General features: G+C 51.0%; 10 protein-coding genes and 4 pseudogenes. 10 read left to right on the top strand and 4 right to left on the bottom strand.

Annotated elements, in window-relative coordinates:
• Positions 1 to 327 carry a hypothetical protein gene (locus FEK43_RS08795; RefSeq protein WP_001039055.1) on the top strand — a complete coding sequence of 109 codons (327 nt, stop codon included), beginning with the start codon at positions 1 to 3 and terminating at the stop codon, positions 325 to 327.
• Between the two features lie 39 nt (positions 328 to 366).
• Here FEK43_RS08795 and FEK43_RS23040 read toward each other — a convergent pair.
• A pseudogene (locus FEK43_RS23040) lies at positions 367 to 462 on the bottom strand (toxin SymE, type I toxin-antitoxin system family protein); the annotation flags it as partial.
• 144 nt (positions 463 to 606) lie between these two features.
• Between FEK43_RS23040 and FEK43_RS08785 the strand changes: the two are divergent.
• From FEK43_RS08785 to phrB, 3 genes and pseudogenes are all read left to right on the top strand, one after another.
• Positions 607 to 1,371, top strand: a pseudogene (locus FEK43_RS08785) (ISAs1 family transposase); the annotation flags it as partial.
• 144 nt (positions 1,372 to 1,515) lie between these two features.
• On the top strand, positions 1,516 to 2,025 hold the full coding sequence (locus FEK43_RS08780; RefSeq protein WP_130261045.1) for a YbgA family protein: 510 nt from the start codon (positions 1,516 to 1,518) through the stop codon (positions 2,023 to 2,025).
• Positions 2,022 to 3,440 carry a deoxyribodipyrimidine photo-lyase gene (gene phrB, locus FEK43_RS08775; protein ID WP_138158506.1) on the top strand — a complete coding sequence of 473 codons (1,419 nt, stop codon included), beginning with the start codon at positions 2,022 to 2,024 and terminating at the stop codon, positions 3,438 to 3,440. Before FEK43_RS08780 ends, phrB begins: the two co-directional genes overlap by 4 nt.
• Positions 3,441 to 3,569: 129 nt before the next feature.
• Here phrB and dtpD read toward each other — a convergent pair whose 3' ends face one another.
• On the bottom strand, positions 3,570 to 5,051 hold the full coding sequence (dtpD, locus tag FEK43_RS08770; RefSeq protein ID WP_135406207.1) for a dipeptide permease DtpD: 1,482 nt from the start codon (positions 5,049 to 5,051) through the stop codon (positions 3,570 to 3,572).
• Positions 5,052 to 5,321: 270 nt separating this feature from the next.
• On the opposite strand from dtpD, the gene ybgI reads away from it, so the two are divergent.
• From ybgI to nei, 5 genes are read left to right on the top strand one after another with little or no spacing between them, the layout of a single operon-like run.
• A complete protein-coding gene (gene ybgI, locus FEK43_RS08765) occupies positions 5,322 to 6,065 on the top strand; it encodes a radiation resistance protein YbgI (RefSeq protein ID WP_130261053.1) in 744 nt (247 codons plus the stop codon).
• A gap of 22 nt (positions 6,066 to 6,087) precedes the next feature.
• The gene (pxpB, locus tag FEK43_RS08760; RefSeq protein ID WP_130210756.1) at positions 6,088 to 6,744 is read left to right on the top strand and encodes a 5-oxoprolinase subunit PxpB; all 657 of its coding nucleotides are present in this window, start codon (positions 6,088 to 6,090) and stop codon (positions 6,742 to 6,744) included.
• The gene (pxpC, locus tag FEK43_RS08755; protein WP_130210754.1) at positions 6,738 to 7,670 is read left to right on the top strand and encodes a 5-oxoprolinase subunit PxpC; all 933 of its coding nucleotides are present in this window, start codon (positions 6,738 to 6,740) and stop codon (positions 7,668 to 7,670) included. Before pxpB ends, pxpC begins: the two co-directional genes overlap by 7 nt.
• The gene (gene pxpA / locus FEK43_RS08750; RefSeq protein WP_135406208.1) at positions 7,660 to 8,394 is read left to right on the top strand and encodes a 5-oxoprolinase subunit PxpA; all 735 of its coding nucleotides are present in this window, start codon (positions 7,660 to 7,662) and stop codon (positions 8,392 to 8,394) included. The genes pxpC and pxpA overlap by 11 nt, the downstream gene beginning before the upstream one ends.
• A gap of 35 nt (positions 8,395 to 8,429) precedes the next feature.
• The gene (gene nei, locus FEK43_RS08745; protein ID WP_135406209.1) at positions 8,430 to 9,221 is read left to right on the top strand and encodes an endonuclease VIII; all 792 of its coding nucleotides are present in this window, start codon (positions 8,430 to 8,432) and stop codon (positions 9,219 to 9,221) included.
• Here the strand turns inward: nei and FEK43_RS08740 are convergent.
• Together FEK43_RS08740 and tnpA are read right to left on the bottom strand one after the other, a co-directional pair.
• Positions 9,218 to 10,264, bottom strand: coding sequence for an AbrB family transcriptional regulator (locus tag FEK43_RS08740; protein WP_135406210.1), 1,047 nt, complete (start codon positions 10,262 to 10,264; stop codon positions 9,218 to 9,220). The genes nei and FEK43_RS08740 overlap by 4 nt on opposite strands.
• Before the next feature lie 269 nt (positions 10,265 to 10,533).
• Positions 10,534 to 10,949: pseudogene (tnpA, locus tag FEK43_RS08730) on the bottom strand (IS200/IS605 family transposase).
• Between the two features lie 22 nt (positions 10,950 to 10,971).
• On the opposite strand from tnpA, the pseudogene FEK43_RS08725 reads away from it, so the two are divergent.
• A pseudogene (locus tag FEK43_RS08725) lies at positions 10,972 to 12,180 on the top strand (transposase).
• Positions 12,181 to 12,203: the final 23 nt, after the last annotated feature.

The raw sequence follows: 12,203 nt of genomic DNA, 5'->3' as shown, positions 1-12,203 counted from the left end.
ATGAATAAAAACAATGATGTAATTAATATTCCCGGGAAGGATGCCCTTTATATTCTAAGTGAGGTAGAGTACATATTGATATCACTTAAGAATATTGCAAGGTATTATTTCAATGGTATAGAACAGAACGTTATTGATGATAAATTGTTGAATTCTTATTTTAAAGAAACCACTAAATTTATTGATGATAAAAATATTACACATCGATTGGCTGAAATAAGAAGGGTTATTACTGAAAATTTTAATACCGATCTTGGAGATGATGATATGGATGATATTGAGAGAGAAATAGAAAAGATAAAATGTTGGGAGAAGCCGGGTGATTAATATAAAACGGGAAGGCATGTAGCCTTCCCGTTTTATTATTTAACTCTCATTCAGCACACTAAACATCCCATTACGCATCCCCTTAACCACCTGTTTAACCTGATAAAATTCCTCCCGCAGTTCCAGCATCTCGTCCAGGGAAAGATCATCAGAAGTACACTTTTTGTACTAAATAATTCGCATTTTATGTTCAATAATTGAGATATTCCTTATTACCTAAAACTGTTTTTTATTGCTTATACATGATCAAATATTCCTTACATAATTAAGGAGAACAAAATGGAACTTAAAAAATTGATGGAACATATTTCTATTATTCCCGATTACAGACAAGCCTGGAAAGTGGAACATAAATTGTCAGATATTCTACTGTTGACTATTTGCGCCGTTATTTCTGGTGCAGAAGGTTGGGAAGATATAGAGGATTTTGGGGAAACACATCTCGATTTTTTAAAACAATATGGTGATTTTGAAAATGGTATTCCTGTTCACGATACCATTGCCAGAGTTGTATCCTGTATCAGTCCTGCAAAATTTCACGAGTGCTTTATTAACTGGATGCGTGACTGCCATTCCTCAAATGATAAAGGCGTCATTGCAATTGATGGAAAAACGCTCCGGCACTCTTATGACAAGAGTCGCCGCAAGGGAGCGATTCATGTCATTAGTGCGTTCTCAACAATGCACAGTCTGGTCATCGGACAGATCAAGACGGATGAGAAATCTAATGAGATTACAGCTATCCCTGAACTTCTTAACATGTTGTATATTAAAAGAAAAATTATTAAGGCTGATGCTATGGGTTGCCAGAAAGATATTGCAGAGAAGATACAAAAACAGGGAGGTGATTATTTATTCGCTGTAAAAGGAAACCAGGGGCGGCTTAATAAAGCCTTTGAGGAAGAATTTCCACTGAAAGAATTAAATAATCCAGAGCATGACAGTTACGCAATTAGTGAAAAGAGTCACGGCAGAGAAGAAATCCGTCTTCACATTGTTTGCGATGTCCCTGATGAACTTATTGATTTCACGTTTGAATGGAAAAGGCAGCTATGGACAGAAACTACCCGGCGTCAGTCCTTGCGGGGAGCGGGCTTTCGTAATTTTGCCCTGCTACAACAGGATTAACTTCACAAATTTCATTTTCCAACGTCTACACTTACTCCTGTTAATATCTCAGGAGCAGTAATGAATCAGCAACGATTTGATGACAGCACTCTAATCCGTATCTTCGCCCTTCATGAGTTACATCGACTGAAAGAACATGGCTTAACGCGCGGGGCGCTTCTTGATTATCACAGTCGCTATAAACTCGTCTTTCTGGCCCATTCTCAGCCCGAGTACCGCAAACTTGGCCCATTCGTGGCTGATATTCACCAGTGGCAAAATCTGGATGATTTTTACAACCAGTACCGCCAACGCGTAATTGTTTTGCTTTCTCATCCCGCCAACCCGCGCGATCACACCAACGTTTTGATGCACGTTCAGGGGTATTTTCGCCCGCATCTTGATTCCACAGAACGCCAGCAGCTGGCGGCGCTTATCGACAGTTATCGCCGTGGCGAGCAGCCTCTTCTTGCGCCGCTGATGCGTATCAAACACTATATGGCGCTTTATCCTAACGCCTGGCTTTCAGGGCAGCGTTATTTCGAACTTTGGCCGCGTGTGATTAACTTGCGCCATGCAGGAGTTTTATGACCATCCATCTGGTCTGGTTTCGCCAGGATTTACGTTTGCACGATAATCTCGCGCTGGCTGCCGCCTGCCACAATTCGTCTGCACGCGTGCTGGCGTTGTATATCGCTACACCACGCCAGTGGGCGACGCATAACATGTCGCCGCGTCAGGCTGAACTTATCAATGCTCAACTGAATGGGCTACGAATAGCGCTGGCGGAAAAAGGCATTCCTTTATTGTTCCGTGAAGTGGATGACTTTGTCGCCAGCGTCGAAACAGTTAAACAGGTGTGCGCGGAAAATCGTGTTACCCACCTGTTTTATAACTATCAGTATGAGGTGCATGAGCGGGCGCGGGATGTGCAGGTTGAGAGAGCGCTACGTAACGTGGTGTGTGAAGGATTTGATGACAGCGTGATCCTGCCGCCGGGGGCGGTGATGACTGGCAATCATGAGATGTACAAAGTCTTTACGCCGTTTAAAAACGCCTGGCTGAAACGGTTGCGGGAAGGGATGCCGGAGTGCGTCGGTGCACCAAAAGTTCGTAGTAGCGGATCGATAGAGCCCGCGCCATCCATTACGCTGAATTACCCTCGTCAGTCTTTCGATACCGCGCATTTCCCGGTGGAAGAAAAAGCGGCGATTGCGCAATTACGCCAGTTTTGCCAGAACGGTGCCGGAGAATATGAGCAACAACGAGATTTTCCGGCAGTAGAAGGCACCAGTCGTTTGTCCGCCAGCCTGGCAACGGGTGGATTATCGCCTCGCCAGTGTTTACATCGCCTGTTGGCGGAACAGCCGCAGGCGCTGGAAGGCGGACCGGGTAGCGTCTGGCTTAATGAGCTGATATGGCGCGAGTTCTACCGCCATTTGATGACGTATTATCCTTCTCTGTGTAAACATCGTCCGTTTATTGTCTGGACCGACCGCGTGCAGTGGCAGAGTAATCCCGCGCATTTAAAGGCCTGGCAGGAAGGCAAAACGGGATACCCGATTGTCGATGCTGCTATGCGTCAGCTTAACAGCACTGGCTGGATGCATAATCGCCTGCGGATGATCACAGCCAGCTTTCTGGTGAAAGATCTGTTGATCGACTGGCGCGAAGGCGAGCGGTATTTCATGTCACAACTGATTGATGGTGATTTGGCGGCTAATAACGGCGGCTGGCAGTGGGCCGCTTCTACCGGAACCGATGCTGCGCCGTATTTTCGTATTTTCAACCCGACAACCCAGGGCGAGAAATTTGACCGCGAAGGCGAGTTTATCCGCCAGTGGCTACCGGAGTTGCGCGATGTGCCAGGGAAAGCGGTGCATGAGCCGTGGAAGTGGGCGCAGAAAGCGGGCGTGAAGCTGGATTATCCGCAACCGATTGTCGATCACAAAGAGGCGAGGCTGCGAACGCTGGCAGCGTATGAGGCGGCGAGGAGGGGGAAATAACAGACTCGTGCCCAGATGCCGGATGTGGCATGAACGCCTTATCCGGCCTGGCAAATAGTGCAAATTCAATGGGCCATCCAAGCCTGATAAGACGCGTTAAGCGTCGCATCAGGCATCGGTGTTGGCGTATTAAGACTCCAGCGCCAGCGCACGGTTTCTGAACTTAAGCGCCTGATACAGCCAAATCATCAGCACCAGTCCTACACACGCCAGCGCACCCCAGGTGATTTGATCAAACACTTCTATATATGCATTGATGGAGTAATTGAGCGCCCCGGAAGCATCAAACGAAGCTTGCGATGTTTGATCGGCAATGACGCCCGCCAGATAGTTAGCAATCGCACCGGAAAGCAGCATGTAAATGCCGGTTAATACGCCGGTCACGCCGGGGATTTCAATACGCGTAATTTGCGACATAGCAACCGGATCGATAAACAGTTCGGCAAACCCCATCACTGCCAGACCAAGCACCATCAGCGGCAGGGAAGAGTGGCCATACATTGCAGACCAGCGGGCGCTTAAGCTAAGAATACAGAACCCGGCGCTCATCAGGCCGAGGCCAAGAGCAAATTTCCCCCAGATGCGCACGGTACGATTACCCGCAACGCTCTCTTTTACCACCCAGGCAAGCACCACACCGCACGACATCACAGCAAAAGCATTAATCGACTGGAACATGGCGGTCGGAACGCTATAACCGAAAATATCGCGATTAACGAAGCGGTCGATATAAAGGCTAATCGAGCTGCCGCCCTGTTGTGCGAAGGCCCAGAACAACATGCTGAAGAAGGTGAGCGTCACAATCAGCCCCAGCTCCTTACGCTGTTTCTGGTTTTCTGCTTTGCGATAAATTTTCGCCAGTACCGCCAGACCAATGATAGTGGCGACAATTAAGGCGTATACCGACCACTCTTTCCAGAACAGTATAGTAATCAGCGCAGGCGTTGCGACCAGCAGAACCAGCAGCCATCCCCAGTTCGGCAGGAGAAAGTTTGTCGCACGCAGTACTTTTTTGTTAACGCCGCGGGTATGTGTGAAATGACGATTGCCACATAAGAAAATGACCAGACCCGCGATCATGCCAACCGCCGCCAGGCCAAAGCCCATCGCCCAACTGTACTCTTCCTGGGCGTAACCACAGGCGATAGGGGCAATAATCGATCCCACGTTACCCGCCGCATACATCAGCGAGAAACCGCCATCGCGACGTGGATCGGTCGGTTCATACAGTTCACCAAGCAGGCAACTGACGTTGGATTTAAACAGACCATAGCCGCAGACAATAATCGCCAGCGACAGATAGAGGAATGTCGGGTGGATTTCGCTGGCGCCCAGTACCACATGCCCGACTGCCATCAACAATGCCCCTATCATTACTGCCATGCGGTTGCCGAGCACTTTGTCCGCCAGGAAACCGCCGAGGATCGGCGTGACATACACCAGCGAACAGTAGGCGCTAAATAACGCGTAAGCGTGGGTGTCGTTGTATTTCAGTTGATTGGTGAGATAGAGAATCAGCAAGGCACGCATGCCGTAAAAGCTAAAATATTCCCAGATTTGCAGCGCGACAACGTAGTAGATAGCGCGCGGCTGTGATGCGTGTTTATTCATAGTAATTCCGCGGTTGGATGCGACACCACGTAATAGTTGCGCGGCGTGCGTGTTTTTCCTTAAAGTTAAAACTTTGATACAGATCTGATTATTTATGCAATATGCTGTCTGATTGCATAAATATACATGAACTATGCATTTATGAGATAAACAATTTGCGCCTTTTGGCGATGGGTTTGTTTCTTAATATGTCGAAAGATTGGCTATCGACGAACAGGCGAGGGAACGCTATGTTAACGGAGTAGCTATCAGAATATGGAAGGCGCAATGATGAAAAACACCGAACTGGAACAACTGATTAACGAGAAATTGAACAGCGCGGCGATAAGTGATTATGCGCCGAATGGTTTGCAGGTGGAAGGCAAAGAGACGGTGCAAAAAATTGTTACCGGTGTCACCGCCAGCCAGGCGCTACTCGATGAAGCGGTACGCCTGGGCGCTGATGCGGTCATTGTGCATCATGGTTATTTCTGGAAAGGGGAATCGCCAGTAATTCGTGGTATGAAGCGTAACCGCTTAAAAACATTGTTGGCGAATGATATCAACCTGTATGGCTGGCATCTGCCACTTGACGCACATCCTGAGCTGGGCAATAACGCGCAACTGGCGGCGTTACTGGGGATCACGATCATGGGCGAGATCGAACCACTGGTGCCGTGGGGCGAACTGACCATGCCGGTACCGGGGCTGGAACTGGCCTCATGGATTGAAGCGCGTCTGGGACGCAAGCCGTTGTGGTGTGGCGACAACGGCCCGGAGGTAGTACAGCGCGTCGCCTGGTGCACCGGTGGTGGGCAAAGTTTTATTGATAGTGCCGCGCGTTTTGGCGTGGATGCTTTTATTACTGGCGAAGTTTCTGAACAGACCATTCATTCAGCCCGCGAGCAGGGATTGCATTTTTATGCTGCGGGTCACCATGCCACTGAACGCGGTGGTATTCGCGCGTTGAGCGAGTGGTTGAATGAAAATACCGATCTTGATGTGACCTTTATTGATATTCCTAATCCTGCATAACGAATAATCAGAGGGATCGAAAGTGCAACGAGCGCGTTGTTATCTGATAGGTGAAACGGCGGTAGTGCTGGAACTGGAGCCGCCGGTGACGCTGGCCAGCCAGAAACGGATCTGGCGGCTGGCCCAGCGTCTGGTGGATATGCCGAATGTCGTTGAAGCTATTCCCGGCATGAACAATATCACGGTGATTTTGCGTAACCCTGAAACGCTGGCGCTGGACGCCATAGAGCGTTTGCAACGCTGGTGGGAAGAGAGCGAGGCGCTGGAACCGGAGTCTCGCTTTATCGAAATTCCGGTGGTTTACGGTGGCGCAGGCGGGCCGGATTTGGCGGTGGTCGCTGCACATTGTGGGTTGAGCGAAAAACAGGTCGTTGAACTGCACTCCTCCGTGGAATACGTGGTCTGGTTTTTAGGTTTTCAACCAGGATTCCCGTATCTCGGGAGTTTGCCGGAACAACTACACACGCCACGGCGCGCTGAACCGCGCTTGCTCGTTCCGGCAGGTTCTGTCGGGATTGGCGGGCCGCAGACCGGTGTTTATCCGCTGGCAACGCCGGGCGGCTGGCAGTTGATAGGTCATACTTCGCTCAGTCTGTTTGACCCGACGCGTGACGAACCTATCTTATTGCGTCCGGGAGATAGCGTGCGCTTTGTACCGCAGAAGGAGGGAGTATGCTGAAAATCATTCGTGCGGGCATGTATACCACCGTGCAGGATGGCGGCCGTCACGGTTTTCGCCAGTCGGGTATCAGCCACTGCGGCGCACTGGATATGCCAGCGCTACGCATTGCTAACCTGCTGGTGGGTAATGATGCCAACGCGCCCGCGCTGGAGATCACGCTCGGTCAGTTAACGGTTGAGTTTGAAAGCGATGGTTGGTTTGCCCTGACTGGCGCAGGTTGCGAGGCGCGGCTGGATGATAATGCTGTCTGGACTGGCTGGCGCTTGCCGATGAAAGCAGGTCAGCGTTTAATGCTTAAACGTCCACAACATGGTGTACGTAGCTATCTGGCGGTGGCGGGCGGTATTGATGTGCCGCCAGTGATGGGGTCATGCAGCACCGATCTCAAGGTGGGGATTGGCGGGCTGGAAGGGCGTTTACTGAAGGATGGTGACCGACTCCCCATTGGCAAAGCGAAGCGTGATTTTATGGAAGCGCAGGGCGTTAAACAGTTGCTGTGGGGTAACCGGATTCGCGCCTTACCGGGGCCGGAATATCATGAGTTTGATCGCGCCTCGCAGGATGCATTCTGGCGTTCGCCCTGGCAGCTTAGCCCGCAAAGTAACCGCATGGGCTATCGCTTACAGGGGCAAATTTTAAAACGCACCACCGATCGCGAACTGTTATCTCACGGTTTGTTGCCAGGCGTGGTGCAGGTGCCGCATAACGGGCAGCCCATTGTGTTGATGAACGACGCGCAAACTACCGGCGGTTACCCGCGCATTGCCTGCATCATTGAGGCTGATATGTACCATCTGGCGCAAATTCCGCTCGGTCAGCCGATTCATTTTGTCCAGTGTTCACTGGAAGAGGCGCTGAAAGCGCGGCAAGATCAGCAACGTTATTTCGAACAATTAGCGTGGCGGCTGCACAATGAAAATTGACCTTAACGCCGATCTGGGCGAAGGAAGTTCCAGCGATGCGGAACTTTTAACGCTGGTTTCGTCGGCCAATATTGCCTGTGGATTTCATGCAGGCGATGCACAAACCATGCTGGTAAGCGTGCGAGAAGCAATAAAAAATGGTGTGGTTATTGGCGCTCATCCGAGCTTTCCCGACAGAGAAAATTTTGGTCGCAGCGCCATGCAGCTGCCGCCAGAAACCGTTTATGCCCAGACGCTGTATCAAATTGGCGCGCTGGCAGCGATTGCCAGGGCGGAAGGTGGCGTAATGCGTCATGTTAAACCGCACGGCATGTTATACAACCAGGCAGCGAAAGACGCACAACTGGCAGACGCCATCGCCAGAGCCGTTTACGCCAGCGATCCGGCATTGATTCTCGTTGGACTGGCAGGAAGCGAGCTGATTCGTGCAGGCGAACGATATGGCCTGGTAACGCGCGAGGAAGTGTTTGCCGATCGCGGCTATCAAGCCGACGGTTCGCTGGTGCCGCGAAGCCAACCAGGCGCGTTGATTGAAAACGAAGAACAGGCGCTGGCGCAAACGCTGGAGATGGTGCAACACGGCAGAGTCAAAAGTATCACCGGCGAATGGGCAACGGTCGCGGCGCAAACGGTCTGCCTGCATGGCGACGGAGAACACGCACTGGCGTTCGCCCGCCGGCTACGATCTGCATTTGCCGAAAAGGGGATTGTTGTCGCAGCATAATCCCTCTGAACAAAGAATGAAAAAAGGATATCACCATGCCTGAAGGTCCGGAGATCCGCCGTGCAGCGGATAACCTGGAGGCGGCGATCAAAGGCAAACCACTGACCGATGTCTGGTTTGCCTTCCCGCAGTTAAAACCTTATCAATCACAACTTATTGGTCAGCATGTCACTTATGTGGAAACGCGCGGAAAAGCGTTGCTGACCCATTTTTCGGATGGCTTAACGCTCTATAGCCATAACCAACTCTATGGTGTCTGGCGCGTGGTTGATACTGGCGAAGAGCCGCAGACCACGCGGGTGTTGCGGGTAAAGCTGCAAACAGCCGACAAAACCATTCTGCTTTATAGCGCCTCTGATATTGAAATGTTAACGCCGGAACAACTGACGACGCATCCGTTCTTACAACGCGTTGGCCCCGATGTGCTCGACCCGAATCTGACGCCGGATGTGGTGAAAGAACGGTTATTGTCGCCGCGCTTTCGTAATCGGCAGTTTGCCGGATTACTGCTCGACCAGGCGTTTCTGGCGGGGCTTGGCAATTATCTGCGGGTAGAGATCCTCTGGCAGGTCGGATTAACCGGGAGTTATAAAGCGAAAGATCTCAACGCGAAGCAGCTGGATGCGCTTGCGCACGCGCTACTGGATATTCCGCGACTTTCTTACGCTACGCGGGGGCAGGTGGATGAAAATAAACATCACGGCGCGCTGTTCCGTTTTAAGGTTTTTCATCGTGATGGCGAACCGTGCGAACGCTGTGGCGGCACCATTGAGAAAATCACGCTGTCATCGCGCCCGTTTTACTGGTGTCCTGGTTGCCAGCACTAGGCCGTTCGCTTCGGCGCATAGGTTGAAATAAACCGCGCAATGGCAGGCCCCGTCAGCAAAATACTGAACAGGCGCAGGGTTTGCATCGCCATAATAAGCGCCATATCGGCATTGCTCCCTGCGGCGATGACCGCCACCGTATCTAGTCCGCCGGGGCTGGTGGCGAGGTAGGCAGTCATAAAATCAATATGCATAAACCAGGTCAGCCCCCACGCCATCGCGGCGCAGATGGCGAGCAGAGCAAATATCGACAGCAGGATTTGCGGCAGCGGACGCAATGCCCGCAGTAAGATTTGTTTATCGAAGCCCAGACCAATTCGCCAGCCAATCGCCATATAAGCTATCGCCAGCAGCCATTCCGGTAACTCAATCGTGATGAACTCACCAGACTGGAGCACCGCACCTGCCAGCATCGGGATAAGCATCGTGCCGGAAGGTATACGCAACAGGCATCCCGCCGTACCCGCAATGACCGCGAGCAGGATGGTGAACAGGAGATGAATGCTCACTGGCGGAAACCATACTATCTGCTGGTTAACCGCTTCAGCGTTATCGCCCAGCATCATTCGGGTGACCAGAACAGCGGCCCCCGCGACAAACAGTACCCGCAGATACTGCATAAACGCCACCAGGCGGATATCTGCGCCGTAATCCTGCGCCATCGCGACCATTGCCGCTGCACCACCAGGCGAGGAGCCCCAGGCACCAGTATTTCCGGGCAGTGAGCTATAGCGCACCAGTAACCATCCCACGATAGCACTGGAAAGCAGCGTCACCAGCAAAATAGCTAACACAATCGGCCAGTTAACCGCCAGCGTGGTCAGGATCGAACCGGTCAGGTTTTGCGCAATCATACAGCCAAGAATGGCCTGCGCGGCGAAAAAAGCGGAGCGGGGGAGTTGCAGGGTAACCCCGCGCATACTGAAGATGATCCCGGCGATCATCGGCCCAAGCAGGAGTGCCGCCGGGAGATGTAAAGCGAGGAAGCCAATAGAAAGGAGAAGTGACAGAACACATAACATTCCCCACTGTAGCACTGGCATCCGTCACTCCCTGTTTAACTTACCTTTGGTGTATCGATACAGCATAAAGAATGCGCCTTAACGAAAAAATAGCGGTAATCAAGAAAAAGACAGATTTTGGCTAAAGGGCGTATTAAGTACCGTTGTTTCCCTCTCGTTTGTAAAAGAGAAGTTAAAGGGCCTGAGTCCGGTAGAATACCGGACTCAGGCCACATCGCGGACTAATTATCACTGTCCAGGTTTATGGGGGCAGTTCAATCAGGGCGGGGATATAAGGCGCGGTTTTCCACCTAACCAGGTGTTTGCTGTTGTTCAATGTATTGGTGGATGACGGATATTGGCGCACCTCCGCAGCTACTGGCAAAATAACTGGGACTCCACAAAACGCCTTTGTGGTAATACCTGACTGCAATATCTGGTCGATCTCGTCGCAGTAACCTACTCGATACGCCTTTGAGGCTGTTTACCAGACTGGATATCCCCAGCTTGGGTGGATAGTTAATTAACAAATGGACGTGATCTTGTTCGCCATCCATTTCAACCAGTTCAGCTTCAAAATCAGCACATACATTTGAAAAGTAAGTGCGTAGTTTTCCTGTCGCGTCATGGTCAAAATCTGGCGTCTGTATTTGGTGACAAAGACCAAATGAACATGCATCAGGAAAACACAGTGCCTTCCGCGTCGGATATCGGTTTCTTTTTTCATAGACCAAAATATAATTTGGCCGGTGAAACGACTACAGGCATTTAAATTCCAGTTAAGACCCGGTGGTCAACAGGAGCGTGAAATGAGGCGCTTCGCAGGCGCGTGTCGTTTCGTTTTCAATTGTGCTCTGGCGCTTCAGAATGAGAATCATGAGGCCGGTAATAAATACATCCCTTACGCGAAAATGGCCTCCTGGTTGGTTGAGTGGAAAAATGCCACTGAAACACAATGGCTTAAAGATGCTCCAGCACAGCCATTGCAACAGTCACTGAAAGACCTTGAGCGAGCCTACAAAAATTTCTTCCAGAAGCGTGCGGCTTTTCCCCGATTCTAAAAGCGGGGACAGAATGATGCATTCCGCTACCCACAGGGCGTTAAGCTCGATCAGGAAAACAGCCGTATTTTTCTGCCGAAACTTGGCTGGATGCGCTACCGGAACAGTCGTCAGGTCATGGGGGTTGTAAAAAATGTCACAGTCAGCCAGTCCTGCGGTAAGTGGTACATCAGTATTCAGACAGAAAGTGAAGTATCCACTCCGGTTCACCCTTCAGTATCAATGGTCGGACTGGATGCTGGCGTGGCTAAACTTGCCACGCTGTCAGATGGCACAGTCTTTGAGCCTGTAAACAGTTTTCAGAAAAACCAGAAAAAGCTGGCGAGACTTCAACGACAGTTAAGCCGCAAGGTCAAATTCAGCAACAACTGGCAGAAGCAGAAACGCAAAATACAGTGTCTGCATTCCCGTATCGCAAATATCCGCAGGGACTACCTTCACAAAGTCACAACGACAATCAGCAAAAACCACGCAATGATAGTCATTGAGGATTTGAAGGTCAGCAACATGTCAAAGTCAGCAGCGGGTACGGTCAGCCAGCCGGGGCGCAATGTCCGGGCAAAATCAGGTTTAAACCGTTCGATACTGGATCAGGGCTGGTATGAAATGCGCCGCCAGCTTGAGTACAAAGAGCTCTGGCGTGGCGGTCAGGTGCTTGCGGTTCCGCCAGCGTACACAAGCCAGCGTTGCGCGTGCTGTGGTCATACAGCGAAAGAAAATCGCCTGTCACAAAGTAAATTCAGATGCCAGGTATGTGGATATACAGCGAACGCCGATGTAAACGGCGCTCGTAACATTTTAGCGGCGGGGCACGCCGTTCTTGCCTGTGGAGGGATGGTGCAGTCAGGCCGCCCGTTGAAGCAGGAACCCACCGAAATGATTCAGGCGACAGGCTGAACGTAGCAGGGATCCTCGTCATT

It is taken from the genome of Escherichia sp. E2562 (assembly GCF_005781075.1).
Lineage (GTDB): Bacteria > Pseudomonadota > Gammaproteobacteria > Enterobacterales > Enterobacteriaceae > Escherichia.
This window is presented reverse-complemented; position numbering and strand designations above follow the sequence as displayed.

Coding starts and splice junctions, on each gene's coding strand:
- FEK43_RS08780 (WP_130261045.1), top strand. CDS start 1,516: ATGAATCAGCAACGATTTGATGACAGCACTCTAATCCGTATCTTCGCC.
- FEK43_RS08795 (WP_001039055.1), top strand. CDS start 1: ATGAATAAAAACAATGATGTAATTAATATTCCCGGGAAGGATGCCCTT.
- FEK43_RS08740 (WP_135406210.1), bottom strand. CDS start 10,264: ATGCCAGTGCTACAGTGGGGAATGTTATGTGTTCTGTCACTTCTCCTT.
- phrB (WP_138158506.1), top strand. CDS start 2,022: ATGACCATCCATCTGGTCTGGTTTCGCCAGGATTTACGTTTGCACGAT.
- dtpD (WP_135406207.1), bottom strand. CDS start 5,051: ATGAATAAACACGCATCACAGCCGCGCGCTATCTACTACGTTGTCGCG.
- nei (WP_135406209.1), top strand. CDS start 8,430: ATGCCTGAAGGTCCGGAGATCCGCCGTGCAGCGGATAACCTGGAGGCG.
- pxpC (WP_130210754.1), top strand. CDS start 6,738: ATGCTGAAAATCATTCGTGCGGGCATGTATACCACCGTGCAGGATGGC.
- ybgI (WP_130261053.1), top strand. CDS start 5,322: ATGAAAAACACCGAACTGGAACAACTGATTAACGAGAAATTGAACAGC.
- pxpA (WP_135406208.1), top strand. CDS start 7,660: ATGAAAATTGACCTTAACGCCGATCTGGGCGAAGGAAGTTCCAGCGAT.